Raw genomic sequence first — 25,924 nt, forward strand, 5'->3', positions numbered from 1 at the left:
GCGCCGAGGCCGAACTGCGCGACGCCCAGCCAGCCTGATCCAGGCCGAAAAGCTGGCCTCCCTGGCCCAGTTGGTCGCCGGCGTGGCGCATGAGTGAACACCCATCGGCGTCACCCTGACCGCCATCTCCCACCTTGGCGAGGAGTGCCGCATCCGCACCTGTTCGAGAGAACCGCATCCGTCGCAGCGATTTCCAGGAATTCCTGACGTTGCATGGGAATCGACGCGGATGATCCTGTCGAACGTGGAGCGGCCACAGGCCTGATCCAGAGCTTCAAGCAGGTTGCTCCGATCAGGCGAGCGCGAGCGCCGCCCCTTCGACCTCGCCGCCTATGTGACGAGTGCTGCTGAGCCTGCGCCCCCGCCTGCGCCGCACGCGGGTGACGGTGGAACTGGACATCCGCCGCCTGATCGTCGACGGCATCCCGGCGCCTTCGCCCAGGTGCTGCGAACCTGATCATCAACGCCCTGGTCATGCCTATGACGAGGGCGAGGCGGGCCGAATTCTTCTGTCCGCCCGCGAGCAGCCGGCCGGCTGGATCGAGATGCACTATGCCGACGACGGCAAGGGCATTCCCGCCGACATCCGCCCGCGCATCTTCGAACCCTTCTTCACCACCAAGCGCGGCATGGGCGCCAGCGGCCTCGGCCTCAGCATCTGCGCCAACATCATGACCGGCACGATGCGCGGCAGCATCGCGCTGGAGGAGGGCGGGGGGAAGGGGACGCGCTTCGTGCTTCGGTTTCCGGTGGGGTAGGGAAGGCCGGCATTCGGCCTGATCGCCCTCACCCCGCGATCACAAGGCAGTCAGAAGGTCAGGTTACTCCTGATAATGCTATGCGCAGTTTTCTGGAGCGCTCTTTCTTGTGAGTTTCTTTCTTTTCATCATTCATGTGTGTGATCGAAAACAATATCTGATCTAAAATGTGCACAAGATGATGTGTTGCAAAAGTTCTGTATCGCATATTGATAATCATATTATCGTAAATTGTCGCTGATCCCTTTCCAAGCCTCTGATGGAAATACTTTTCAAGGAATCGAACGATGTCTCCGCGGTTAAAATGAATACCTTCCTCAGAAATAACAGTTCTATGTAGGAGGTAGTCCTCACCGGTTGCGTAATCGACAAGCTGTTCAATGGCTAATGTTATTGAAATTCGTTCATTGATATCGTGAATTTCCAGGTCGAAGTTGTTCATTGCGGCACGAAGTTGTGCTTCCATATCTTCGCCGCTCGGTCGCCCATTTGCCGAAGGCGTACCGCATACCGGGCAGGATGCACTTGGAGCGCTATCCTGTGTTTCTTTTGACTTCGGAACGTAAAAGGCTCTGATTGGCTTTAATTTCTTAATCCAAAAGCTCAGAGTGGCAATCGATTTCGTAGGTCTAATGCCATTGGGCTGCTGAGTTTCCAGATTCCTCAACTCAAGGTCCCACTGGTGAGCGACGTCACTCAGTATTTTCATTGAAGGGAAGCAAACCACACTATAATTCGACGTTCTGAAATGCTGTTTTGTCATTCTATCGAGCAAGATGAACAAATCTACAGTACATTGCGCTATATAGTCGGTTAAATTTCTATCAACTATTTTTTGATCGCCGTTCATTTTACAAAGCCTTAAGAAAAGTAATTATTTATTTGTTGGTGCGGAGCGGCTGTTATCGAATACTCCAACCAAATTAATCGACTTTTCTCTAATTCTGGACAATCGTCCGAATGCATTGCTGCGCATTTCTCCGCGATTGACTGGCTCTGTGATCGCGAGTCCACTTTTTTGTAACGCTGATGATAAAGTTCCGACTATATCTTTTTCCAAATCCTTATGTATGGATAATCCTGTCGAATGCCCTTTGCGTTTACTTCCCATTTCCGCCCCCCTTGAAATGTCGGACTAGAAAGACTAGCGCGTCACGTCGAACAGGTCAATTCTGCGATGGAATGGCGCGGCACCATGTCCGCATCGCTTCAAAAAGATGCGCATGCTCCTGAATTCATTGCGAATTCGCAATGTCCGGCTCCGACAGGACAATTAGCATATTCTGATGTTAGTTGCCCGCCGCGGCGCCTGCGGCACCGAATGGAGCAAGCACCATGACCACCCACACCGACCTGAATGCCCCGGTCTATGAGCAGTTCAATCTCGGCATCTTCCTGCTCGGGCTACTCGCTGCGGCGTTGATGCTGCTGATCCTGCCCATCGGCTTCATCTTTCACCCCACCATCATCCTTTATGCGGCGTTGCTCGGCACCGCGGTGTATTTCGGCGCGATCTGGATGATGACCGCCGGGGCCAAGCGAGGCTGATATGGAAAGCGCCCTCCCCGCGGGTAAGCGGGGAGAGCGTCTTCGCCTCACGTCATCTCACTGATCAGTCCGAACCTTCTCACTCCGCTGCCAGCGGCTGCGGGGCGGCGACCGGGGCGCGGTAGGCCTCAAGCAACTTGGCCTCCTTCGCCTTCGCCACCGACACGTTGCGGGCCTTCACCGGGCCGTAGCCGCGCATCTCCATCGGCAGCTTGGCGATCTCCACCGCCAGATCCAGCTTCTCGCGGGTCAGGCCGTGCAGGATTTCGCCCATCACCGCCTCGTACTCGGCGATCAACTGGCGTTCCTGGCGGCGCTCGGCGGTGCGGCCGAACGGGTCGAGCCGGGTGCCGCGCAGGCGCTTGCCCTTGGCCAGCAGGCGCAGGGCGTGCAGCATCCACGGGCCGAAGCTCTTCTTCTTCGGCTCGCCCCCATCCTCCCCGGTCTCGCCCATCACCGGCGGGGCCATGTGGAAGGTCAGCTTCCAGTCGCCTTCGAACATGCGCGCCACATTCTCGACGAAGCCGGTGTCGGTGTAGAGGCGGGCCACCTCATACTCGTCCTTGTAGGCCATCAGCTTGAAGTGGGACCGGGCGACCGCCTCGGTCAGCACGGTGGAACCGGGGACCTTCTGCTGCTCGATCCGGCGGGTCCAGTCGACCAGTGCGTGATAGCGGGCGGCGTAGGCGGCGTCCTGGTAATCGACCAGGAAGCGGTGGCGGCGGTCGATCACCTCCTCCAGGCTGGCAGACTGGCGGCGCTGGTCGAGCAGCAGCGACGAAGCGGCCTGCACCGGCTCCTGGGGCCCAGTGGATTTCGCAACGGCGGCCTCGACGGATGCCGGATCGACGGCGGCGCGGCGGCCCCACTGGAAGGCGTCGAGGTTCAGCTTAACCGACACGCCGTTCAGTTCGATGGCCTTCAGGATCGAGTCCTCGCTGAGCGGGATCAGGCCCTTCTGCCAGGCATAGCCCATCAGGAACGGGTTGGCGTAGATGCTGTCGCCCAGCAGCGCGGTGGCGAGCTTCGTCGCATCGAAGGCATCGACATTGGCGTCGCCGCAGGCCTTCCTGATGTCGCCGACCAGATCGCGCACCGGGATCACCATGTCCGGCTTCTTGATGAAGTCGGCGGTGATGCTGTCATGGGTGTTGATGACGGCGCGCGTGCGGCCGGCGGTCATCTTCGACAGGCCGTCGCCCGCCGCCGCGACGATCAGGTCGCAGCCCAGCACCGCGTCGGCCCCGCCGGCGGCGATGCGGACGGAGTGGATGTCCTCCGGCGTATTGGCGATGCGGATGTGGCTGGTAACCGCGCCGCCCTTCTGGGCAAGGCCGGTCATGTCGAGCACGCCGACGCCCTTGCCCTCGATATGGGCGGCCATGCCCAGCAGCGCGCCGATGGTGACGACGCCGGTGCCGCCGACACCCGTGACGTAGAGGCCCCACGTCTTGTCGAAGGTGGGGAGCGCGGGGGCGGGCAGGGCGGTGGCGTCGGCCGACTTCGCAGCGGCCGGCTTCGGCTTGCGCAGTTGGCCGCCCTCCACCGTCACGAAGCTGGGGCAGAAGCCCTTGGTGCAGGAATAGTCCTTGTTGCAGCTGGATTGGTCGATCTGGCGCTTGCGGCCGAACTCGGTCTCCTGCGGGATCACAGACACGCAGGACGACTTGGCGGAGCAATCGCCGCAGCCCTCGCAGACCAGCTCGTTGATGACCACGCGCTTGGCCGGGTCCACCATCTTGCCGCGCTTGCGGCGGCGGCGCTTCTCGGTGGCGCAGGTCTGGTCATAGATCAGGACGCTGACGCCGGGGACCTCGCGCATCTCCTTCTGCACGCGGTCGAGGTCGTCGCGGTGCTCGACGTTGCTGTATTGCGGCAGGCCGTTGTTGATGCCGTATTTTTCCGGCTCGTCGGAGACGACGGTGATGCGCTGCACGCCTTCCGCCCGCAGGACGTTGGCGATGGACTGCACCGTCAGCGTGCCGTCGAAGGGCTGGCCGCCGGTCATGGCGACCGCGTCGTTGAACAGGATCTTGTAGGTGATGTTCACCTTGGCGGCGATGGCCTGACGGATCGCCAGGATGCCCGAGTGGAAATAGGTGCCGTCGCCCAGGTTGGCGAAGATGTGCTTTTCCTCGGTGAAGGCGGCCTGACCGACCCACGGCACGCCCTCGCCGCCCATCTGGGTGAAGGTGTCGGTCGAACGGTCCAGCCACGTCGCCATATAGTGGCAGCCGATGCCGCCAAGAGCCCGGCTGCCCTCCGGCACGACGGTGGAGGTGTTGTGCGGGCAGCCGGAGCAGAAGGTCGGCTTGCGCACCACGCGCGCCACATGGGCCTTCTGCTTCTCCTGCGCATCGAGGAAGGCGATGCGACGGACGAGGTTCTCGTTGTCGATGAAGCGCTGCAGGCGGCGGCCGATCACCACGGCGATCTGGGCGGGCGACAGTTCACCGGCGCTCGGCAGGATCCACTCGCCCTCTTCGTCGAACTTGCCGACCACCTTCGGGCGGACTTCGGGGTTCCAGTTGTAGAGCTGTTCCTTCAGCTGGTTCTCGATGACCGCGCGCTTCTCCTCCACCACGATGATCTCTTCCAGACCCTCGGCGAAGTGGCGGACGCCGTCGCGCTCCAGCGGCCAGGGCATGCCGACCTTGTAGACGGTGATGCCCCAGTCGGCCGCCATCTCCTCGGTGATGCCAAGCTCGTCGAAGGCCTGACGGACGTCGAGATAGCTCTTGCCGGTGGTGACGATGCCGAAGCGCGGACGCGGGCTTTCCATCACCACCCGGTCCAGCTTGTTGGCACGCGCGAACGCAAGGGCGGCGTACAGCTTGTGCTTCATCAGCCGGTATTCCTGCTCCAGCGGCGGGTCGGGCCAGCGGATGTTCAGGCCGCCCGGCGGAAGCGCGAAGTCGGCGGGGATGACGGGGGAGACGCGGTGCGGATCGATATAGACCGACGCCGAGGTGTCAACCGTCTCCGCGATGGTCTTCATGGCGATCCAGCAGCCGGAATAGCGGCTCATCTGCCAGCCGATCAGGCCGTAATCCAGGATCTCCTGCACCCCCGACGGGTTCAGCACCGGGATCATGGCGTGCATGTAGGCGTGTTCGGACTGGTGCGGGAAGGTGGAGGATTTGCAGTTGTGGTCGTCGCCGGTCAGCACCAGCACGCCGCCGTGCTTGGAGGTGCCGGCGGCGTTGGCATGCTTGAACACGTCGCCGGAGCGGTCGACGCCCGGACCCTTGCCGTACCACATGGCGAAGACGCCGTCATACTTGGCGCCCTTGAACATGCCGACCTGCTGGCTGCCCCAGACGGCCGTCGCGCCCAGCTCCTCGTTCACGCCGGGCTGGAACTGGATGTGGTTCTTTTCCAGGAACTTGCGGGCGTTCCACAGATTCTGGTCGAAGCCGCCCAGCGGCGAGCCGCGATAGCCCGAAATGAAGCAGCCGGTGTTCAGCCCGGCGGCGAGGTCGCGCTGGCGCTGCATCATCGGCAGGCGCACAAGCGCCTGGGTGCCGGTGAGGTACACGCGGCCCTGTTCCAGCGCGTACTTGTCTTCGAGTGAGACAGTTGCCGGCGATACGGTTGCGAGCGCCATTCTTCATTCCCTCCCATCGGTCGGCAGCCTGGCAAACTCCATGGCGGAGTGCTGGGGCGCCGATTTGTTCGCTGGGCAAAAAGGTAATAAAGGCTGTCTTATATCGCAACGCCCGTGGCCGGCCGTTCTACAAAAAGCAAGGAACGGCGCGGCAACCGGCGGTATTCCGTAACGGAGCGTATGGAAAGCCCTGCCTGGTGGAATTTCCTGCTCCGCTCCTTCTCGCCCAGACCCTCTCCAGACGATATGGGGGCGGACTCAGCGTCCCGTCAGGGGGGACTTGCCCGGAGGCGTCGGGCTGCCGCCCTCCGGCCAATTGCCGAAGTCGGTGTGCCCACGGGCGGCCAGCGTGCGGACGCTGGCGCGCAGCGTGCGGATCAGGCACAGCGCCACCGCCATCGCCTGCGTGCCGCCGTCGGAGCCCACCAGCCAGCGCAACGCCGCGGCGTGAGCCTGCAGGGCATCGACATAACCCTCCACATCCGGTTCCACCCAGGTGATGCAGGTGGACAGCGACGCGACGATCGCCGACGCGGCGGAATCGCCGGTGGCGGCCAGCTGCAGGTCGGACAGTGCATGGCGCAGCCGGCTGCCGATGGGATCGGGGCGGTCGATCGCAGCTTCCAGCTTGTCGAGCGCCAGCATCAGCCGGACCCGCTTGGGATCGCTGTTGCGCAGCGTTGCAGCGCCTTGGTCCGGCGGCGTTGCCGCAGGGGGAAGGGGTGTCGGAGCCGGCGGTGGGAGCTGCGCCGCGCCGCCCCCCGATGCCGGCCGCAAAGCGGCGGGCTGGGGAGAGGATGGGCCGGAGCCGTCGGTGCGGCCTTCGTTTCGAGTTTCCGCACTGCCCGAACTGCCGCTATGACTGCGGGGCGCGGTTTCGCGGCGGTTCAGCACCGCGTCGATGCGGCGGGCCAGCGTCGCGGCGGGAACCGGCTTCGCCAGAACAGAGTCTGCCCCGGCATCCCAGGCGCTGCGCACGGTGGCGAGGTCGGCATTCGCGGTCAGCACGATGATCGGCATGGCGGGGCGCATGCTGTTCACCGACTGACGCACCCACTGGATCAGCTGGGCGCCGCCCACCGGCTCCATGACCCAATCCGTCACCATCAGGTCGAAAACCTCGCGGCGCAGCGCGTCCTTGGCCTCCTGGCCGTTGGCGACCGCGGTGATCTGGCCCACCCCCCAAAGCCCCAGCATGTCTTTCAACGCCCGCTGGAGCAGCGGATTGTCGTCGACAATCAGGATCTTGACGGGAGAGGCGGGGCGCTTCGTCATGGAGCGGTTCCGATGATGCGGCTGTGTCTTCCCCATATCCGCCTCGCCGGACCCGTTTTCATGGAGGGGGACGGGTAACCGACCAATGAGACGTCGCCTGCACCCTTCGGCAGCCACGGTTATCCCTGCCGCTCTTCGAAAGGGTTGCGTCGCCGTGCAGGCACCTCTTTCGATGCAGGTCTCTACCGAACGATATTTATATGAGAATACCCTGATGGGAATGGACGGGCCGCCGGACCGCTCCTATGATCCGTCTTCCTGGTCGTTTGCGAAAGGGCGGTACGATGGACGGCGGATGCTGTGGCGGTTCCTGTGGCGGCGGCGGAGCCCCCCGGCCGACAGGCGGGTCGGGCGACCTGAAGCACATCATGCGGATGTCGATGGTGGTGAACGGGCTGCTCGGCGCCCTGCTGCTTGCCGCCGCCGATGCGACGCAGGCGGTTTCCCTGTGGGCGGCGGGGCTGCTGGTGCTGAACCACGCGGCGTCCAATGGGGTGGCGCTGGCGGGCATGGGCCACGCCCCGGAATGGCGTGCACGGCTGTCGGCCGTGCAGGGAGCGGCACTGGCAGGAGCCGCGGTGGCGCTTGTCGTGGCGGCCGGGCGGAGCATCGCCGGCATGTCATTGCCCGACGTTCCGCTCGCCAGCCTTGCCTTGCTGTTCGCCATCGGGGTGACGGTGACGGCCGCGACCCTGCTGTTCGCCGGACGGAGCGGCACGTTGACCTTGCGGGCGATCTGGCTGTGCTCGCGTAAGGATGTTCTGCCGTTGGCCGCCGGGCTGGTGGGGCTGGCGGTGAGCTGGCTTTTGCTGGATGGGGCACCCGACGCGCTGGTCGGTGCCGGGGTAGCGGCGATGCTGCTGCCGGCGGCTTGGGGGCTGGTGCGAGGCGGGATGGTGGGCGAGGGTGGTTCCGTCCGGATGCGTTAGACCCCCACCCTAACCCTCCCCCGCTGGGCGGGGGAGGGGACAGGTGCTTATCCAGGAAAGCGGCGGCAGTCCCTCCCCCGCCCAGCGGGGGAGGATAGGTGGGGGTCTAACCCCACCAACCCAGCTCCCCCTCAAGACCGCTGCCGCAACCGCTCCAGCAGCGCCTTGGTCGCGAAGCCGTCCGGGATCTCCCCGATCGACGCCTGGAAGCGGCGCACGGCGTTGCGCGTGTTCGCTCCCACGATGCCGTCCGCCGCGCCCGGTTCCATGCCCAGCGACGCCAGCCGCTGCTGCAGGTCGATGCGCTCGTCTCGGCTCAGCGCCTGTTCCTCGCGCGGCCAGCCGCCCTGGACGCCGGGCTTGCCGGTCATGCGGTCGGCCAGCAGGGCGACGGCCAGCGAATAGCTGGTCGACGGGTTGTAGCGCATGATCGCGCGGAAATTGTCGCGCACCAGGAAGGCCGGGCCGCGATGCCCGGCCAGCACCAGGATCGCCGCCGGAGCGTCGCCCGAGAGATCGCTGCCGTCGAGCGGACGCACGCCCAGCCGGCGCCATTCCGACAGCGGCTTGGTGATGCTCAACTCCGCCTGGTCATAGGGGAAGCCGTCCGGAAGCCGCACCTCCTGGCCCCAGGGCTCTCCCTGCTTCCAGCCGTTGGCGAGAACGAATTTGGCGGTGGAGGCCAGCACGTCCGGCATGCTTCCCCAGATGTCGCGGTGACCGTCGCCGTCCTCGTCCACCGCGTTGCGCAGGAAGACCGTCGGCATGAACTGGGTCTGGCCCATGGCCCCGGCCCAGGAGCCGGTCATCCGCTCCGGCGCGATGTCGCCGGAATCGAGGATGCGCAACGCCGCCAGCAGTTCCGAGCGGAAATAGGCGGCGCGGCGGCCTTCGAATGCCAGCGTGGTCAGCGCATCGATGACGGAGAAGTTCCCGGTCGACTTGCCGAAATCGGATTCCACGCCCCAGAAGGCGACCAGGATTTCCCCCGGAACGCCGGAGCGTCGGGTGATGCGGGAAAGCAACGCCGCCTGCTCCTGCAACCGCCGCCGGCCGTCCTGGACGCGCTTTTCATTCACGGCGCTGTCCAAATACTGCCACACTTGCCGGGTGAATTCGGGCTGGGACGAATCGAGCTCCACGACGCGGTCGGACAGCTTCACACGCTGGAAGGCGCGGTCGAAGGTCTGCGGACGAATGCCCTGCGACAGCGCTTCGGCGCGCAACGCCACCAGCCATTCGGCGAAGGAGACGGATTGCTGGACGGTGGCCTGCGCCTGGACGGCGGGCGGTGCCGAGGCTCCGGTGGCGGCCGGGCCACCCGCAACCGGGGCGGTGGCGCCGGTGCTCTGGCAACCGGCCATCAGCAGGGTGGCGAGAAGGAGGCGGGCGGGATGACGGAACGGAAGTCGCATGCGCTCGACCGTGATCGGAAGGGAAAGGCGGAGCGTGACCCTAGGACGCCCGGCCCCGCCGCTCAACCGCCAATTCACCGTCACCAGGGACAACACCGCGGTTTGCACCGCAGCCCGTCCGCGGGCGTGCTTGCACGGGGAGCGGCGCGGTCCATATCTCTTTTCGTACCGATAGCTTTGCGGCCCTCGCCCGGCAGGTCTTCGTCCTTTGGGACCGCTTCCGCTTTGGGAAGCGGTACCCGGAGCACATGCCGGAACCCGCCCCGATCAGCCGCGTTGATTAGCTGCCGTTTCCATGAAGCGGCCGCCGTCTGCCACGGAACGCCAAAGGTGCCGACGCCATGAAAATCGTGATCTTCGGCCTGACCAACGGGTATCGCCACGACGGCGGCCACATGGTGCGCTGGCGAGCGCTGATCCAGGCGCTGGCGATCCGCGGCCATCGCGTGGTCGCGGTCGAACGGACCGGTCCCGCCACGGCGACGCCCTGGACGATACCCGGCGGCGACGTGCTGTCCTATGCCGATTGGGATGCAGTGGCGGTGGACGCGGCGGCACAGGCCGACGATGCCGGCGTGGCGCTGGTGGTGGCGCAGGGGCCGGATGCCCGCGCCGCCGCCAATCTCGTCCGCAACTCCAAGGCCGTGCGCCGCGCGCTCTACGATCCGGAGGCTCCGGTCAGCCTGACGGCGCTGGAGGCCGGGGAGACGGTGGACCATCTGCCGGCGGACGGGCTGGGCGGCTTCGACATGGTCCTCGCCTCCTGCGGCGGGCCGGCGCTGGAGCGTTATCGGGCCAAGGCGGGTGCGGAGGCGGTGGCGCCGCTCTATCCCTGGATCGTGCCGGAGGCGGACAAGCCCGGCGACTTCAAGCGGGACTATCTGGGCGACCTCTGCTGCATCGTCGCCGGCCCCGACGGCATTCGCGAGGGATTGGGCAACTTCTTCATCGATCCGGCGCAACGGCTGACCCGGCGGCGCTTCGTGCTGGTCGGCACCGACCTGCCGGACGGGATGCCGCGCGCCTCCAACATCCTGACCTTCCCGGACCTCGACCCGGCCGAGCATGCCGACGTCCTGGCTTCCGCCAGTCTGGCGCTGACGCTGGCGCGCGATGACGAGCGCAGGATCGGCTGGTGCCCCTCCGACCGGCTGTTCCTGGCCGCCGCCTGCGGTGCCGCAATCGTCGCCGACCAGTGGGAGGGGCTGGACAGCTTCTTCGAGCCCGGCCGGGAGATCCTGGTCGCCGCCCAGACCGACGACGTGACCACGGCGATGATGCTGCCGCGCAACCACCTGACCGACCTGGGCCGGCGGGCACGCAAGCGGGTGCTGGCCGAACACAGCGCCGAACGGCGGGTGCAGGAACTGCGCAGCATCCTGGACCTGAAGGGCGGCGGCGACGACTGACCGGCCAAGTCGCGGCCACGGAGCAGCAGCTATGGGGATGCGGAAAGACGGGGAGCGGGCTATGGTCCGCTCCCTTTCTTTGTCCCAACCGGGGAAACTGCCGCCGATGCCGACCGTCACCATCCGCCCCGCCGTCGAGGCCGATTGCGCCACCATCCTGCGGTTCGTCCGCGAACTGGCCGAGTTCGAGCGCGAGGCCGACGCGGTCAAGGCCACGGAGGAGGATTTCCGCCGGGACGGCTGGGGGGAGCAGCCGGTGTTCGAGGCGCTGATCGCCGAACTGGACAGTGCGCCGGTCGGGTTCGCCCTGACCTTCCGGAATTTCTCCACCTGGGAAGGGCGGCCCGGCCTGTATGTCGAGGACCTCTACGTCACGCCGGATGCCCGCCGTTACGGCGTCGGCCGCAAGTTGTTGGCCGCGGTGGCCCAACGCGCGGTGGAGCGCGGCTACCGTCGTGTGGATCTGAGTGTCCTGGACTGGAACCCGGCGCGTGGATTCTACGACCGGGTGGGCTTCCGCCAGATGAAGGAATGGCTTCCCTACCGGCTGACCGGCGACGCGCTGTCGGCGCTGGCGGCGGAAGGGGACGCTGAGGCCTGACCGTCCGGACGGGAGGGGCCGTCCGGAATGACCGGGGATCAGGCGGCGCGGTTCAGTGCGGACGCGCCGATGATCTCGGCATAGTCGGCGCGCTCGTTGCGCAGGTTGGACAGAAGATCGACAAGACTGTCGCGGACAAACGCATCGTCCTGTTCCACGATGGTGTCTTGGGTCAACCGAATGAACTGATCGAGAAGCGCGATGTGAGCCGCAGAGGATGCGTTGATCTTCTTCGAGTTGACGGCGCCGATCATGTAAATCTCCCTTGGCCTGAGCGTTCCCGATGGACTTATAAAGCCATCGGGCCGGTTAAGGACTTCCTAACAGGGCTATGCTGCAGGTCGTATCTTCGGGGGTACTTCCGATCTTTGGTAATGGTACTATGGCCATTCCAATGAGTTACCCCGAAGGTGTCGGCTGACGGCCTGAAACCTGCTGCTTTGGCTCCCTGCTCGATGTCCCGGCGCGTGCCCTGTCCCATGACAACACGCGACGCTATGTCCGGTTTCTCAGAGCGCTCGGGGATTTAGAGGGATGAACTACCAAAGGGTGCATCCCTCACAACCTGATAGGATAGGAACAACCCTCTGAAAATGCTGATGGTTCCGCTACTGGTGGCGTCATCGGGAGATGGTCCACAGGCCAAGGCCAGATTGGATCCGCCACACTCCGACTGCGGAGAAATCCAATAATCCGCAGTCGGATCAATGGGTAAGCAGAGTTCCGACCTGAGCGGACGGACTCAGGCAGCCCGCCGGGCATCCATCCGGTCGCGAGCGTCGGCACGTTCCATCGCGCGAGCGATCAGATCGTCGAAAACTCCGCCGATCGGCGTGTCGATCACCGCCGTCCGGCTGGCGAGCATCGGTCCTTCCATCAGGATGGAACCTTCCTCCCCCGGACCGAGAACGCGCCAGCCGCGGCTCTTCATCTCCGCAACGCGCGTCCGGGCAATGAACGCGCGGACATGGTCCGGTGCAAGATCGTCCATTCCGTCCCCCATTCGCTTTGATGGCCAGCTTCACGCCCGCCCTTCGGTTCACCAGGAAAGCGTACGGAAGAAACGCGAACGCAACAAGAACAAATTCGGGGAAAGAGAGAGGATTTCCGCCGAGTCGCTCACGCTCATGCTTGCTATGCCCTCGGCGTCCCTTGCCGACGCGGCCATCGCCTCAAAGATCAGGCGGGGCGGCGGCGATTGCAACCCGTCCCACCCGTGACCAAAAGCGGCGATCAGGAAAGGTCCAGCCATGAGTGGCGTCCGCACCGAAACCGACAGCTTCGGCCCCATCGAAGTTCCGGCCGACCGTTACTGGGGCGCGCAGACCCAGCGTTCCCTCCAAAACTTCCGCATTGGCGGAGAGCGCATGCCGGCCCCGCTGGTCCGCGCACTGGGCATCCAGAAGCGTGCCGCCGCGGCGGCCAACATGAAGCTGGGCGTTCTCGACCCGAGGCTGGGGGCGGCCATCATGGCTGCGGCCGACGAGGTGATCGACGGCCGGCTGGCCGATCACTTCCCGCTGGTGGTCTGGCAGACCGGCTCCGGCACCCAGACCAACATGAACGCGAACGAGGTGATCGCCAACCGTGCCATCGAGCAGCTCGGCGGCACCATGGGTCGAAGACGCCGATCCACCCCAACGATCACGTCAACATGGGGCAGTCGTCCAACGACAGCTTCCCCACCGCCATGCACATCGCAGCCGCCGACGAGATCGTCCGCAGCCTGATCCCCGCGCTGGAGCATCTGCGCACCGCGCTGGACGCCAAGGCCGACGCCTTCCAGGACATCGTCAAGATCGGCCGCACCCATCTGCAGGACGCGACGCCCCTGACGCTGGGGCAGGAATTCTCCGGCTATGCGGCGCAGGTGTCCTACGGCATCGGCCGGGTTAAGGGATCGCTGCCGCAGCTCCACCGGCTGGCCCAGGGCGGCACGGCGGTCGGCACCGGGCTGAACGCCAAGCCGGGCTTCGCCGAAGCCTTCGCAGAGGAGGTCGCGGCCTTCACCGGCCTTCCCTTCGTCACGGCTGAAAACAAGTTCGAGGCGCTGGCGACCCATGACTCGCTGGTCGACGTCCACGGCCACCTGAACACGCTGGCGGTGTCGCTGATGAAGATCGCCAACGACATCCGGCTGCTTGGCTCCGGCCCGCGGTCGGGCATCGGCGAGTTGTCGCTGCCGGAGAACGAGCCCGGCTCCTCCATCATGCCCGGCAAGGTCAACCCGACCCAGTCGGAGGCGATGACCATGGTCTGCGCCCAGGTGATGGGCAACCACACCACGGTCACCGTGGCCGGCGCCACCGGCCATTTCGAACTGAACGTGTTCAAGCCGGTGATCGCCTACAACGTCCTGCAATCGATCCGCCTGCTGACCGACGCGGCGATGAGCTTCACCGACAACTGCGTCGTCGGCATCGAAGCCAACCGCGACCGTATCGCCCGGCTGGTGTCGGACAGCCTGATGCTGGTCACCGCGCTGAACCCGCACATCGGCTATGACGCCGCGGCCAGGATCGCCAAGAAGGCCCACAAGGAAGGGACAAGCCTAAAGGAGGCCGGGCGGGAACTCGGACTCCTGACGGATGAGCAATTCGATCAATGGGTTCGCCCCGAACGGATGGTTGGTCCCGGCTAAGCTTGGGGTTAGGGTGGGGGTGTCCATCCCGGCCGTTCCGGCCTTCCTCTGACCACCCCCATCCTGCAAACCGATGCGTGCGTGACCATGAAGAAGCGTTCGGTACTGATTGCCGGCCATCCTACAAGCGTTTCCCTTGAAGAAGAGTTCTGGGACGCCCTGAAGTCGGTGGCGCAGGCGCGCGGCCTGTCGGTGAATGCCCTGATCGAGGAAATCGACCAGACGCGCACCGGCAACCTGTCCAGCGCCATCCGCGTCCATGTGCTGAAAGCGGTTCAGTGCCGCGGGCCGGGGGAGGGGTGACGCCGGCGGCTTCGGTCCCGGCATCCTCCAATGGACACCCGCGCGCGGCGGGCGTACACGGTGCGGGCTTTCCGCCACCTGACGCGATGCCGCCATCATGCCGCCCGATGCCTCCACGCTCGACATCATCGCCTTCGTCTGGTTCGTCGGCTCCTGGGTCGGCTTCACCGTCATCCAGGATCATCTGCTGACCGGCCGCAACGTGGTCAACCAGCATCTGAAGATCGTGCGCCGTCACTGGATCGAGCGGATGCTGGAACGCGAGAACCGCATCATGGATTCGCAGCTGGTCGGCCACACCATGCACAGCTGCACCTTCTTCGCCTCCACCAACATGCTGGTGCTGGCCGGCCTGATCGGGTCCTTCGGTGCGGCGGAGCGGGCGCAGCAGCTGGTGTCCAACCTGTCCTTCACCGTCCAGACCTCGCCTCAGCTGTTCGAGATCAAGATGCTGCTGATGGTGGTGATCTTCACCTTCGGCTTCTTCAAGTTCACCTGGGCGCTGCGCCAGTACAATTATTGCTGTGCGCTGATCGGTTCGGCCCCGATGCCGCCGGTTCGCCCCGAGGACCGCAAGGCCATTGCCGAGACCATCGGCGAGGCGTTGACCTTGGCAATCACCGCGCTGAACGGCGGCATGCGTGCCTATTACTTCGCGCTGGCGGCGCTCGCCTGGATCATCGGGCCGATTCCCCTGATCGCGGCCAGCAGCGGCGTCATTCTGGTTCTTACCCGCCGTCAGGCATTTTCCGCCACAGAGAAGGTGATCCGCATTCAAACCGATTGGTTGAAGAGAAACGATTCAATCGATTGATAATAACAAATAAAAAGCTGTTCTTTATTGTCGGCGTGCGACCAAATATCCTCTACCTGACGGCGAATTTCGGTGGTTAGTGTTACCGCCATGTGACGGATCGCACCGCGAAGGCCGGGACGGTAAAGAGGAAGATGAGGGCGACGATGGACACCAATACCGCGATGAGCATCATGGAATCGTTGGATCAGGCCGAGGATCTGCTGCGCCGCATGCGGCTGCGCGGCGGATATGCCGGCAACGATATGCTCGCCCGCAATCGGGACCTTCTGGACGCCGCCCGTCGCCGTCTCGAACAGGTTCACAGCATCGCGGGAATGGACGCCCTGGACGCCCTGGACAGCTGCCCCGGCTGCCGGGTTCCGCTGCCCGCCTGAGACGCCGCTTGGCCGGCCGGCGCGGCCAGCGGAAGACACCGGCGGTCGTCGTCGGCGACTGCTGGCGTCACCCTCTCAGCAGAACCTTTCCGCCGTTGCGCACTTTGGACCAATCCTTGGCGAAATAAGCGAAGTCGCGCGATGGCCGGCTGAACAGAAAACCCTGGGCCAACGACACGCCGAGGTTGGTCAGCAGGTCTGCATGCACCGGTTCCTCCACCTGCTCGCCGATCAGTTCCAACCCCAGTTGGCGGCAGACGTCCACCATGGAGCGCAGCATCGCCATGTCGCGTGGGCTGTCGACCGCACCGCGGACGAACTTGCCGTCGATCTTGGCGTAGTCGGCCTGGATGCCGTAGAGCGACTGGAAGCTGGTCGATCCCGCCCCGACATCGTCCAGGCAGATGCGGAACCCGACCTGGCGCAGCTTCTGCAAAACGTCGTTCAGCTTGGCGATGTCGGTAACGACCACGGTTTCCGTCACCTCGATCAGCAGTTTTGCGGCCAGATCGCCATAAGGGGCGACGACCGATTGGAACTGCTTGAGGAAGATCGGGCTCATCAGCGTCTTGGCCGACAGGTTGATCGCCACGTCCGGCAGCTTCGGTTCCTTGCGGAATTCCTTCAGCGTGTCGAGCACCGTCTGGGTCAGCAGCAGGTCGAAATCATAGATCAGCCCGACATCCTCGGCGAAGGTGATGAAGTCGGCCGGAGAACTCGATCCCTCCACGCGGGTCAGTGCCTCCAGGTGGTGGACGGCGCCGGTGGCGATGTCGACGATGGGCTGATAGACGACGATGAAATCGCGGTTGTCGATGGTGGCGCGCAGCTGTCCGATCCGTTCCACCGCGCCCGCCATCAGGCGGTTGGCGCCGTCCTCCAGGCTGGAGATGGTGAACTCACCGCCCTGGGCGGAGGCGAAGGCCTGCACGGTATAGACCAGGGCGCGGGCGGCGTCGGCGGGGTCCAGCCGGTCGTCGGCCATGTCCAGGGTCCAGGACCGGATGCCGCCGGGCAGGGCACCCCCTGCCGCCTCGATGATCTGGGCGATGTGGCCCTGCACCTCGTGCCCGTCGATGTCCGCGGCATGGACGATGCCATAGCGGTCGCCGCCCAATTGGCCTGCGCTGTCCCCATCGGCGGAAATGCCGCGCAGATAGGCATCGATGCCGTCGCGCACCTCGGCCGCCGCCCCCTCCGGCATGGCGTCGACCATCGCCTGCAGCCCTTCGACCAGCAGCAGCGTCAGTCCCTGGTCCATCCCCTTCTCGCGGGCTGCGAGGAGCCGCTCCTCAAGGATGCCGGCGAAGCCGGACTGGTCGAGCAGTTCACCCTGCACCGCAGGTCCGGCGGAGCCGGTTCGCGGCGGCACGGTCAGCAGTATGGTCAGGAACAGCGACCCCGGGCAGGAATCGAGCCGGCAGCCGCCCAGGAGGGCCGGGAACTGCTGCCCGTCGAAGGCCTGGAACAGAACGCGCGACGGCTTGATCCGCGCCTTCTCCCTGATGCGCTCGAACAGGACATGGACATATTTGCGGTCGCCGAGGGCCACGATCTCCATCAGGTTGGTGCCCACCAACCCGCCGACCTCGCCCTTGGTCAGGCGGCAGCGGGCGCCGACGGAAAACAGGATGTTGCCTTGAGCATCCGTCTCGATCAGCAGATCGGCGGCGGCGAAGGCGAAGCCGACGAAACGGTCCCGGTCGCGGCCGGACTGCGGCCGACGCGGTCCAAGCGGACCGGCCACCGGGGTCACGACCGGGCCGATCACCGGGGTGGAGCGTCCTGCATTGTCCTGCGCCAGGGGCATCGTCATGCGGCTACAAATTGCATCAAAGTTTAGAGAATTTCAGCGGGAATGTGACGTAGAGTAACCAATGTCGACATAGGTTAAAAGCCCATCTGTGGCGGATGACCTTCGGCACATGGACACGCGACAATTTGTGACAGCCGTACCGTAAATACCAACCGACCGGGGCGGCCATTTCCCATCCCTTCGACATGAGAGTTATTTCCTGTTCAGACACCCGCCGATCATTTCGGACGCGCAATGAATGAACGCCGTCGATAAGGGGCGGCGGACAAGCAAACAAAAAAAGCCCCGTCGACCGTGGGGTCGCGGGGCCTTGAGCTTGATGCGGTGGAGGCGGGACTCAGCGGCGCGGGAACAGCCGGTTGACATGGCCCATCTTGCGGCCGGGCCGGGCTTCCGCCTTGCCGTACAGGTGCAGGCGGGCACCGGGTTCAGCCAGCAGCTCCGGCCAGCGCAGCACGTCGTCGCCGATCAGGTTGGTCATCTCGGCATCGGCGACGCGCTCCGCCGACCCCAGCGGCAGACCACAGACCGCGCGCACCAGCTGTTCGAACTGGCAGGTGGCGCAGGCGTCCATGGTCCAGTGGCCGGAATTGTGCGGGCGCGGCGCGATCTCGTTGACCAGGACGCCGCCGTCCGCGGTGACGAACATCTCCACCGCCAGGACGCCGACGAGGTCCAGCGCCTCGGCGATGCGCCGGGCGATGCGGTCCGCTTCCGCCGCCGTCGCCGTCGAAACCTTGTCCGGAGTGGCGGGGGCGATGGTGACGTCGAGAATGCCGTCCTTGTGGCGGTTCTCCACTGCCGGATAGGCGACCATCGCGCCATCGGCACCGCGGGCGACGATCACCGACACCTCGCAGGCGAAGGTGACGAAGCCCTCGACGATGCCCTCGACGCCGGGCTTTCCGCCGCCGATGGCGCTCCACGCCGCCGCCGGGTCGCTGCCGGCCTCCAGCCGCGCCTGCCCCTTGCCGTCATAGCCGAGACGGGTGGATTTCAGGACGCAGCGCGGTCCGATCTCCGCCACAGCGCGGGCGACCTCGTCGGCGCCGTTCGCGGCGCGCCAGGGCGCCGTCGCGATGCCCAGCCGGTTGACGAAGCTCTTTTCCGCGATGCGGTCCTGCGCCACCGACAGCACGTTGGGGCCGGGATGCAGGTTGGTGAAGCGGCGCAGATGCTCCGCCGTCGCCACGGGGACATTTTCCCACTCCAAAGTCACCACGTCGACGGAGCGGGCGAAGCCTTCCAGCGCGTCCAGGTCGTCCCAACCGGCGACGGTCGCCGCGGCGCTGACCTGCGCCGCAGGGCTGTCCGCCGCATCGGGGGCGTAGACATGGGTCTTGTAGCCCAGCCGGGCCGCGGCCAGCGCCGTCATCCGGCCGAGTTGCCCGGCACCCAGCATGCCGATGGTGGAACCGGGGGCGAGACGGGGCAGGGCGGCGCCCCTTTGATTGCCGGTCATGGCGGTAGGGCCTTCTCGCTGTCAGGTCGGGTCGTCGACGGGCGCCTCGGCCACCGCCGCGGTCTGGCGCGCGCGCCAGCCATCCAGCGCCTCGGCCACCGCCGGATCCATCAGTGCGACGACCGAGCCGGCCAACAGCGCGGCATTGATCGCGCCGGCCTTGCCGATGGCCAGCGTGCCGACCGGGACGCCGCCCGGCATCTGGACGATCGACAGGAGGCTGTCCATGCCCTTCAGCGCGTGGCTTTCCACGGGAACGCCGAAGACAGGCAGCGGCGTCATCGACGCGGCCATGCCCGGCAGGTGGGCGGCGCCGCCGGCCCCGGCGATCACCACCTTCAACCCGCGCGCCTTTGCGGTGGTGGCGTATTCCACCAGCCGATGAGGCGTGCGATGGGCGGAAACGATGCGGACCTCGTGCGGGATGCCCAGCGCGGCGAGGGTATCGGCGGCGTGCTTCATGGTGGTCCAGTCCGACTGGCTGCCCATGATGATGCCGACCAGCGGCTGAACGCCTTCGGCCGCGATGTCGTTGGCCGGAACGGCGCTGTTCGGGGAGTGTTCGGCGGACACGGCGTGGCGCTTTCCTCAAGGTCCGGAGAGCGGCGCATTATAGGTGGAGTCGGGCCGCTGTCCAGAGCCGGCGCCGGCCCGCGGCCGGTCCTATGGCGAATCCGTCCCCTCCACTGCGACATCCCGGCCCTTCCGGTGGAACATGGTTCCACTTATGGTGCCGTCCTATATGAACAGGATAGACCCTAGGCAATTCCGGACCGGACCCATCGCATGACCGACAGCGTTCCCAGCGACGACCAGCGCAACGAGCGCCGCGATATCCGCACCGCCATGGCGGAGGAGCGGATGGCCACCGTCGGCATCGACGAGGCGTCGATCGAAAGGCTCGTCCGCACCTTCTACGGCAAGATCATGAAGGATGACGTGCTTGGCCCCATCTTCGGCCGGGCCATCACCGATTGGGAGCCGCATCTGCGCAAGATGATGGATTTCTGGTCGTCCATCGCCCTGCTGACCCAGCGCTACGACGGGCGCCCGATGCCGGTCCACATCTCGCTGGGGCTGGAGCCGCAGCATTTCGAGCGCTGGCTGGGCTTGTTCCGCGAGACCGCCCACGAACTCTTCCCGCCGGACGGCGCAGCCTTCCTGATCGGCAAGGCGGAAAACATCGCCCGCAGCTTCCAGATGGGCATCCAGTTCTTCACGGTGCCGAAGAAGGGCTGAGGGGGGCTTGAAATCCCGGCGCGAAGCCGGATCGTTTCCGCTTCGACCGTCATTCCCGCGAAGGCGGGAATCCAGCTTTCACAATGGGCTGTCTATGGAGACGTCTGGATCCCCGCCTTCGCGGGGATGACTGCCCGGAGACCGCTGCCCTAGCCGTCAAGCAATGATATCCGGCAGGAGTCGGCTTTCCAGGACCATGATCTGGTCCTTCAGCATCAGCTTGCGCTTTTTCAACCGCTGCATCTGCAACTGATCATAGGGCGCGCGTTCGGCGAGCCGGGCGATGACGTCGTCCAGGTCGCGGTGCTCGCTGCGCAAGCTCGCCAGCTTTTCCTTCAAAATCTCTTGCTCGTTCATCGCGCCCGTAGGAAGTGGCCGTTGCCCCGGATGGTTCGGGGTGCTCTTGCGGGTGGCCCTTTGGCTGGGCGGGCCGCACTATACCAGATTTCCGGCGGGACGGCACCGTCAAACCACCGGTTTCGTCCTCTGGCCATGAGGAGCGCGGCGATCCTCCGGCGTCGGCATTCCACCTTTGCGGATGCGGGCAACGATTGCGGGAAATGCCTGTTCCGGTAACATGGTGGTTCATTTCAACAAACAGGCGAACGGGACGGGAACCCCTCAATGACTGCCCCAAAGAAAGCCGGCAAGCGCATCGGCATCCTGACCAGCGGCGGCGACTGCGCCGGGCTGAACGCCGTCATCCGTGCGGTGGTCCACCGCGCCACCGGCTATGGCTGGCAGGTGCTGGGCATCAAGGAAGGCACCCAGGGCCTTCTGCAGCGGCCGGTGCAATACCAGACGCTCGACCTCGGCTCGGTCGACGGGCACATGATGCGTCAGGGCGGCACCATCCTGGGCACGACCAACCGCGGCGACCCCTTCGCCTATCCGATGCCCGACGGCACGCTGAAGGACCGGTCGGACGAGATCATCGGCGGCTACCGCGAACTCGGCCTGGACGCCCTGATCGGCATCGGCGGCGACGGCAGCTTCGCCATCCTGCACAAGCTGGCGCAAAAGGGCGGCTTCCCGATGGTGGGCGTGCCCAAGACCATCGACAACGACCTGGGCAAGACCGAGGTGTCGGTCGGCTACGACACCGCCGTCGCCGTGGCGGTGGAGGCGCTCGATCGCCTGCAGCCCACCGCGGCCAGCCACCACCGCGTCATGGTGCTGGAGGTGATGGGCCGCGACGCCGGCCATATCGCGCTGGCGGCCGGCATCGCCGGCGGGGCCGACGTGATCCTGATCCCGGAAATCGCCTATTCCATCGAGAGCATCGCGGCCAAGATCCAGGATGTCCGCAATACCGGCCGCAACTTCGCCCTTGTCGTGGTGTCGGAGGCGGTGAAGACGCTGGAGGGCACCGGCGTCAAGAAGGTGCTGCAGGGCGGCGAGAAGCGCTATGGCGGCATCGGCGACTATATCGGCGAGAAGATCGCCGACGCCACCGGGGCCGAGACCCGCGTCACCGTTCTGGGCCACGTCCAGCGCGGCAGCATGCCCAGCCCGCGCGACCGGCTGATCGCGTCCGCCTTCGGCGTCCACGCCGTCGACCTGATCGCGGAGGGCAAGTTCAACCGTATGGTCGCCTGGTCGAATCGCGGCGTCATCGACGTGCCGATCACCGAGGCAATCGAGCATTATTCCTGCGTCGAGCTGGACGGGGCGCTGGTCAAGACCGCCCGCGGCCTGAACATCAGCTTCGGCGATTGAGCGGGACGGTGAACCCGTTCTGGGACTTCTCCCTGGCCGTCTACGGGCGGCCGGGGGTTCCGGCCCTTTGCCTGTCGTTGCAGGACCGGCGCGGGGTGGACGTCAATGTGCTGCTGTTCGCCGCTTGGGCGGGGCTGGCGTGCGGCGTCCGCCTGTCCGAAGCCGAGCTTGCCCGAATCGATTCGGCAATTTCCGGCTGGCGGGAGGAGGTCGTGCGCCCCTTGCGCGCCCTGCGCCGCCGCGCCAAGGATGAGGACGACGCATTCTACCGCCGAATGAAGGCCGCGGAGCTGGAGGCCGAACGTGTCCAGCAGGACCGGCTGTTCGCCGCTGCCGGATTCATGCCGCGGCCTGGCGGCAGCGCGGAGCTGGCCGCCCGGAACACGGCGCTGCTGGTGCCGGGCGGCGATCCCGCGCTGGACGAATTGGCGGCGGTGCTGGCCGGCAGCTGAGCGGCTGTCCCGGCGTCCTACCGGTTCAGGATCAGTTCGTTCGGTTCGCGCACCGCGTCCGACACCAGAGCGGGTTTGCCGGCGTAGAAGGCGCTGCAGCGCTTGCCGCTGACCAGACGGGTCAGTGCCGCCTCCCACTCGCGACCCTTCGGGCCGATGATGCGCAGCTTCAGCTGGTCGACCAGCGGGAAGACCTTGAACTGATCGATCTCGATCGGTTCGGCGGTCACGGCGGTGAAGGCCTCCTGCTTCAGGGTCAGGGTCTTGCCGTTGATTTCCAGCGTGATGTCCTGCGCCCACGGGCAGCCGTTCGGTTTCGCGCCTTCGCTGGCAATCGCTGGAGCGGTTCCGCCGATGCACAGCGAGAACATGAGGGCCGCGGCGGCAAGAACGCGCGTCCGGCAGGCGCCGTGTCTGGAAAAGGCCCGGGCTGGGCGCGAGGTCATGATCCGCTCCTTTGGAAAACGGCGCGGACAATAGCGATGCGTCAGTCTCATGACAATCCAGGGAAAATCCCGATTCTGTGACCGTTTGCGACGATTGGCGACGGTGCCCGACTGGACTGTCGCCGGCGCCGCGGCGCATGATCCGAAACACCGCCGCCCCCCGCCAACCCGCTAGAGTTCCGATGGTCACTTTGTCGCAGGCCCTGCAGATCGCACTCGACCACCATCAGGCGGGCCGGGTGGCGGAGGCGGAGGATATCTACCGCCGCATCCTTGGCGCCGACCCGGAATATGCCGATGCCATGCAGCTTCTCGGCGTGCTGGCCGCACAGACGGGGCAAATGGCGGCGGCGCTGCGGCGGCTTCGCCTCGCAGTGGCGTTGCGCCCCGACTCCGCCGGCGGCTGGTCCAATCTTGCCGGGGCCGAGCAGTCGGCGGGCGCCGTGGCGCGGGCCGTGCGTCTTTATGGCCGGGCGCTGCGCCTGATGCCGGAGTTGGCAGATGCCCATGCCAGCCGGTCCGCGGCCCTGCGCAGGCTTGGCCGGCACGATGCGGCGCTGGCGGCTGCCGGTCAGGCGTTGTGTCTGGTGCCGGATCATGCCGACGCGCTTGCCAACCGGGCGGCAGCGCTTCTGTCGCACGGCGAGTCCCTTGCGGCCGAACTTTGCGCCCGCCGGTCGTTGCGCCTGAACGGACGGTCAGCCGTGGCTCACGCAACCCTGGCCGCCGCTCTCGCCGCGCAACGCCGCTGGAGCGAGGCCGAGGCTGCTGCCCGCGACTCGCTGGCGTCCGACCGTAACAGCGGCGAGGCATGGGAGGTGTTGGGCGCGGTGCTGGCGAAGCTCGGGCACTTCCCCGAATCTCTGGACGCCTTCGCCAACGCTGCGCGGCTGCGGCCCGGCCCATCGTTGTGGGCGGCCCGCGGCACCGCGCTGATCGCCATGGCCCGGCCGGACGAGGCCGCCTCCGAGTTCGAGCGCGCGCTGGCCGACCGGCCGCAGGATGCCGGGCTGCACTGGAACCTCGGGTTCGCCCGGCTGATGGCCGGTGATTATGCCGGCGGCTGGCCGGAGTTCGACTGGCGCCGCCACGACGACCGTGCCGAGCCGCCCTGGCGTCGCTTCTCCCAACCGACATGGCGGGGGGAGGCGTTGGAGGGCCGGACCATCCTGCTCTATGCGGAACAAGGTTTAGGCGACACGCTGCAGTTCCTGCGCTATGTCCCGCTGGTGGCAGCCCGCGGCGGCCGTGTGGTTCTGGAGGTTCAGCCGTCCCTGCTGCCGCTGATGGCCGGGGTGGTCGGGCCGGCGCAGGTGATCGCGCGCGGTGATCCGCTGCCTCCCTTCGATCTGGAATGCCCGCTGATGAGCCTGCCGCGCGCCTTCGGCACGGTGGTGGACGACGTGCCGGCGACCGTTCCCTATCTGCGGGCCGATCCGGCGCGCGTCGCAGTCTGGCGCGAGCGCCTTGCGGCAGGAGAGGGGCTGCGGGTCGGCCTCGTCTGGGCGGGCAACCCGCGTTTTCCCGGCGACGACCAGCGCTCTCCGCGGCTGGCCGGCTTGCGCAGGCTCCTTGATGTGCCGGGCTGCCGCTTCCATGGGTTGCAGATGGGACCGGGGCGCGCCGATCTCACGCAAGCGGCGTTGCCGGACGGCTTCAGCGATCTGGCGCCGGAGATCGTCGATTTCGCCGATACGGCGGCGATCATAGCGAATCTGGATCTGGTGGTGTCGTCCTGCACCGGACCGGCGCATCTGGCCGGCGCGCTCGGCGTGCCGCTTTGGGTGGCGCTGCCCTTTTCCGCGGACTGGCGTTGGATGGCGGGCCGCGACGATAGCCCATGGTATCCGACCGCCCGCCTGTTCCGGCAGCCGACGCCCGGCGACTGGCGTTCAGTCGCCGGGCGTATGGCCGCCGAACTTGCGGCGCTGGTTCAGCGCTTCAAGCCGTCGCCATAGCGCGAGCAGTCGTAGTCATCGGTACCTGCCTCTGCCTGCCCTCCGTTGGAGGTGTTGTAGCGCGGGTCGTCGCAGCGGCCGTTGCGCGCATAGCGCGAGTCGGAGCTACCCGACCCGAACAGGCCGCCGCCGCTGCCGCCAAACAGTCCACCGTTGCTGCCGCCGCTGTTGCCGGTCTGGTTGCAGGCGGCCAGCGCAAGGGGAGCCGCGACCAGGATCACAAGTGGAAGTGCAGTCTTCATGGCGTTCCCTACCTCTTGTCGGAGTGAAGAAAATCTCTTTCCTTCGCTCATAACAGGGTAGGGCGCCGGTAAATTCCCGTGTTCGCGCTTGGGTACGGCGTTTGCGCGGCTTTCTTAATCCACCGGCTGGAACAGGCGGGTGGCGGGGTTGATCGCCCACATCTCGCCCGACTGGATGTCGAACCACCAGCCATGGATGTTCAGCGTCCCGGCTTCCACCCTTTCGCGAACGAAGGGGAAGGTCATCAGATTGTCGACCGATGCGCGAACCGCCGCCCGTTCGATGATTGCCGGGGTGTTCTGCAGCTTCTCCGCATCGGCCCGCGCCTGTTCGGAGCCTTCCGGCCCGACATAGGGGTCGAGCGCCGAGCCGGCGATCGACACCCAGGGGGACACGAAATCATCCTCCGACTTCTGGCCGGCGCGGAGCCGGATCAGGCCCTGGATGCCGCCGCACTGGGCGTGGCCCAGCACGATGATCTCCGATACCTTCAGCGACTTGACCGCATATTCGATGGCGGCCGAAGTGCCGTGATAGGCGCCGTCTGGCTGATAGGGCGGGACGAGGTTGGCGACGTTGCGCACGACGAACAGCTCGCCGGGCTCGGCCATGGTCAGCAGGGCGGGGTCGACGCGGCTGTCGGAACAGCCGATCAGCAGAACTTCCGGATGCTGCCCTTCGGTCGCCAGCTGGCGCATGCTGTCGGGTCGGCGTTCGTAATAGCGGGCGCGGAACGCTCTGATGCCGGCCAGAAGCTGGCGGATGGGCTCGCTCGGTTGACTGCTGAAGGGCATGATCGGCTTGTCCCCGTTACTGTCGGCCGGCAGCGGCGCCGGCTCCGCATCATTTTGCATTGGCAGCGGTATAACGGCATTGCGCCCGTGGTCCAAGCCGCCTGTTGCGGCATCGCAG

Annotated in this window: 26 protein-coding genes and 1 pseudogene; 13 read left to right on the top strand and 14 right to left on the bottom strand. The window is 65.9% G+C overall.

Annotated elements, in window-relative coordinates; genetic code table 11:
* The first annotated feature begins 341 nt into the window (after positions 1 to 341).
* Positions 342 to 758, top strand: coding sequence for a sensor histidine kinase (locus F1643_RS24155; RefSeq protein ID WP_370540736.1), 417 nt, complete (start codon positions 342 to 344; stop codon positions 756 to 758).
* A 58-nt stretch (positions 759 to 816) separates the two neighbouring features.
* Here the strand turns inward: F1643_RS24155 and F1643_RS20585 are convergent, their stop codons facing one another.
* Positions 817 to 1,608, bottom strand: coding sequence for a hypothetical protein (locus F1643_RS20585; protein WP_194915149.1), 792 nt, complete (start codon positions 1,606 to 1,608; stop codon positions 817 to 819).
* A gap of 485 nt (positions 1,609 to 2,093) precedes the next feature.
* Between F1643_RS20585 and F1643_RS20590 the strand changes: the two genes are divergently transcribed.
* The gene (locus F1643_RS20590; RefSeq protein ID WP_194915151.1) at positions 2,094 to 2,306 is read left to right on the top strand and encodes a hypothetical protein; all 213 of its coding nucleotides are present in this window, start codon (positions 2,094 to 2,096) and stop codon (positions 2,304 to 2,306) included.
* Between the two features lie 79 nt (positions 2,307 to 2,385).
* On the opposite strand, the gene F1643_RS20595 is transcribed toward F1643_RS20590, so the two are convergent.
* Together F1643_RS20595 and F1643_RS20600 are read right to left on the bottom strand one after the other, a co-directional pair.
* Positions 2,386 to 5,913: an indolepyruvate ferredoxin oxidoreductase family protein gene (locus tag F1643_RS20595; RefSeq protein WP_194915154.1), complete on the bottom strand. Its 3,528-nt coding sequence runs from the start codon at positions 5,911 to 5,913 to the stop codon at positions 2,386 to 2,388.
* Between the two features lie 258 nt (positions 5,914 to 6,171).
* A complete protein-coding gene (locus tag F1643_RS20600) occupies positions 6,172 to 7,188 on the bottom strand; it encodes a response regulator (RefSeq protein ID WP_194915155.1) in 1,017 nt (338 codons plus the stop codon).
* Between the two features lie 284 nt (positions 7,189 to 7,472).
* Between F1643_RS20600 and F1643_RS20605 the strand changes: the two genes are divergently transcribed.
* A complete protein-coding gene (locus tag F1643_RS20605; protein WP_194915156.1) occupies positions 7,473 to 8,117 on the top strand; it encodes a hypothetical protein in 645 nt (214 codons plus the stop codon).
* Positions 8,118 to 8,248: 131 nt separating this feature from the next.
* Here F1643_RS20605 and F1643_RS20610 read toward each other — a convergent pair whose 3' ends face one another.
* Positions 8,249 to 9,532 carry a lytic murein transglycosylase gene (locus F1643_RS20610; RefSeq protein WP_194915158.1) on the bottom strand — a complete coding sequence of 428 codons (1,284 nt, stop codon included), beginning with the start codon at positions 9,530 to 9,532 and terminating at the stop codon, positions 8,249 to 8,251.
* A gap of 341 nt (positions 9,533 to 9,873) precedes the next feature.
* Here F1643_RS20610 and F1643_RS20615 point away from each other — a divergent pair, with 341 nt between their 5' ends.
* Complete coding sequence (locus F1643_RS20615; protein WP_194915159.1) at positions 9,874 to 10,941, top strand: glycosyltransferase; 1,068 nt, start codon at positions 9,874 to 9,876, stop codon at positions 10,939 to 10,941.
* A gap of 106 nt (positions 10,942 to 11,047) precedes the next feature.
* Positions 11,048 to 11,542, top strand: a complete 495-nt coding sequence (locus tag F1643_RS20620; protein ID WP_194915160.1) for a GNAT family N-acetyltransferase — start codon at positions 11,048 to 11,050, stop codon at positions 11,540 to 11,542.
* 38 nt (positions 11,543 to 11,580) lie between these two features.
* On the opposite strand, the gene F1643_RS20625 is transcribed toward F1643_RS20620, so the two are convergent.
* From F1643_RS20625 to F1643_RS20635, 3 genes are all read right to left on the bottom strand, one after another.
* Positions 11,581 to 11,796 carry a hypothetical protein gene (locus F1643_RS20625; protein WP_149223443.1) on the bottom strand — a complete coding sequence of 72 codons (216 nt, stop codon included), beginning with the start codon at positions 11,794 to 11,796 and terminating at the stop codon, positions 11,581 to 11,583.
* Positions 11,797 to 12,284: 488 nt separating this feature from the next.
* Entirely contained in the window at positions 12,285 to 12,533 is a 249-nt protein-coding gene (locus tag F1643_RS20630) for a hypothetical protein (protein WP_194915161.1), read from the bottom strand.
* 48 nt (positions 12,534 to 12,581) lie between these two features.
* Positions 12,582 to 12,794: a hypothetical protein gene (locus F1643_RS20635; protein WP_194915162.1), complete on the bottom strand. Its 213-nt coding sequence runs from the start codon at positions 12,792 to 12,794 to the stop codon at positions 12,582 to 12,584.
* Between F1643_RS20635 and fumC the strand changes: the two are divergent.
* The 4 genes and pseudogenes from fumC to F1643_RS20655 all read left to right on the top strand — a co-directional run bounded on the left by fumC (position 12,793) and on the right by F1643_RS20655 (position 15,677).
* Positions 12,793 to 14,183 (top strand): annotated as a pseudogene (fumC, locus tag F1643_RS20640) (class II fumarate hydratase). The gene F1643_RS20635 and the pseudogene fumC sit on opposite strands and share 2 nt — an antisense overlap.
* An 87-nt stretch (positions 14,184 to 14,270) precedes the next feature.
* Positions 14,271 to 14,486, top strand: coding sequence for a ribbon-helix-helix domain-containing protein (locus F1643_RS20645; RefSeq protein WP_194915173.1), 216 nt, complete (start codon positions 14,271 to 14,273; stop codon positions 14,484 to 14,486).
* A gap of 97 nt (positions 14,487 to 14,583) precedes the next feature.
* Entirely contained in the window at positions 14,584 to 15,300 is a 717-nt protein-coding gene (locus F1643_RS20650; protein ID WP_194915163.1) for a DUF599 domain-containing protein, read from the top strand.
* A gap of 146 nt (positions 15,301 to 15,446) precedes the next feature.
* Complete coding sequence (locus F1643_RS20655; RefSeq protein WP_194915164.1) at positions 15,447 to 15,677, top strand: hypothetical protein; 231 nt, start codon at positions 15,447 to 15,449, stop codon at positions 15,675 to 15,677.
* A 67-nt stretch (positions 15,678 to 15,744) separates the two neighbouring features.
* Here F1643_RS20655 and F1643_RS20660 read toward each other — a convergent pair whose 3' ends face one another.
* From F1643_RS20660 to purE, 3 genes are all read right to left on the bottom strand, one after another.
* Positions 15,745 to 17,493 (bottom strand): EAL domain-containing protein, encoded by a 1,749-nt coding sequence (locus tag F1643_RS20660; protein WP_194915165.1) that lies wholly within the window; start codon positions 17,491 to 17,493, stop codon positions 15,745 to 15,747.
* 337 nt (positions 17,494 to 17,830) lie between these two features.
* Entirely contained in the window at positions 17,831 to 18,955 is a 1,125-nt protein-coding gene (locus F1643_RS20665) for a 5-(carboxyamino)imidazole ribonucleotide synthase (protein ID WP_194915167.1), read from the bottom strand.
* 21 nt (positions 18,956 to 18,976) lie between these two features.
* Positions 18,977 to 19,528 carry a 5-(carboxyamino)imidazole ribonucleotide mutase gene (gene purE, locus F1643_RS20670; protein ID WP_370540737.1) on the bottom strand — a complete coding sequence of 184 codons (552 nt, stop codon included), beginning with the start codon at positions 19,526 to 19,528 and terminating at the stop codon, positions 18,977 to 18,979.
* Between the two features lie 213 nt (positions 19,529 to 19,741).
* Between purE and F1643_RS20675 the strand changes: the two genes are divergently transcribed.
* Complete coding sequence (locus F1643_RS20675) at positions 19,742 to 20,194, top strand: group III truncated hemoglobin (protein ID WP_255543126.1); 453 nt, start codon at positions 19,742 to 19,744, stop codon at positions 20,192 to 20,194.
* A 156-nt stretch (positions 20,195 to 20,350) separates the two neighbouring features.
* Here F1643_RS20675 and F1643_RS20680 read toward each other — a convergent pair whose 3' ends face one another.
* A complete protein-coding gene (locus F1643_RS20680) occupies positions 20,351 to 20,551 on the bottom strand; it encodes a YdcH family protein (protein WP_012974357.1) in 201 nt (66 codons plus the stop codon).
* Between the two features lie 267 nt (positions 20,552 to 20,818).
* On the opposite strand from F1643_RS20680, the gene F1643_RS20685 reads away from it, so the two are divergent.
* Positions 20,819 to 21,913 carry an ATP-dependent 6-phosphofructokinase gene (locus F1643_RS20685; RefSeq protein ID WP_194915168.1) on the top strand — a complete coding sequence of 365 codons (1,095 nt, stop codon included), beginning with the start codon at positions 20,819 to 20,821 and terminating at the stop codon, positions 21,911 to 21,913.
* An 8-nt stretch (positions 21,914 to 21,921) separates the two neighbouring features.
* The gene (locus F1643_RS20690) at positions 21,922 to 22,365 is read left to right on the top strand and encodes a TIGR02444 family protein (RefSeq protein WP_370540738.1); all 444 of its coding nucleotides are present in this window, start codon (positions 21,922 to 21,924) and stop codon (positions 22,363 to 22,365) included.
* Between the two features lie 17 nt (positions 22,366 to 22,382).
* Here the strand turns inward: F1643_RS20690 and F1643_RS20695 are convergent, their stop codons facing one another.
* Positions 22,383 to 22,811: a hypothetical protein gene (locus tag F1643_RS20695; RefSeq protein ID WP_194915170.1), complete on the bottom strand. Its 429-nt coding sequence runs from the start codon at positions 22,809 to 22,811 to the stop codon at positions 22,383 to 22,385.
* 182 nt (positions 22,812 to 22,993) lie between these two features.
* Here F1643_RS20695 and F1643_RS20700 point away from each other — a divergent pair, with 182 nt between their 5' ends.
* On the top strand, positions 22,994 to 24,769 hold the full coding sequence (locus F1643_RS20700) for a tetratricopeptide repeat protein (RefSeq protein WP_194915171.1): 1,776 nt from the start codon (positions 22,994 to 22,996) through the stop codon (positions 24,767 to 24,769).
* On the opposite strand, the gene F1643_RS20705 is transcribed toward F1643_RS20700, so the two are convergent.
* Both F1643_RS20705 and F1643_RS20710 read right to left on the bottom strand, forming a co-directional pair.
* Complete coding sequence (locus tag F1643_RS20705; protein WP_194915172.1) at positions 24,745 to 25,011, bottom strand: hypothetical protein; 267 nt, start codon at positions 25,009 to 25,011, stop codon at positions 24,745 to 24,747. The two genes, F1643_RS20700 and F1643_RS20705, sit on opposite strands and share 25 nt — an antisense overlap.
* Before the next feature lie 114 nt (positions 25,012 to 25,125).
* Complete coding sequence (locus tag F1643_RS20710) at positions 25,126 to 25,806, bottom strand: carbonic anhydrase (RefSeq protein ID WP_149223458.1); 681 nt, start codon at positions 25,804 to 25,806, stop codon at positions 25,126 to 25,128.
* Between the last annotated feature and the right edge of the window lie 118 nt (positions 25,807 to 25,924).

Origin of the sequence: Azospirillum sp. INR13 (assembly GCF_015390205.1) — a bacterium.
Classification (GTDB): domain Bacteria; phylum Pseudomonadota; class Alphaproteobacteria; order Azospirillales; family Azospirillaceae; genus Azospirillum.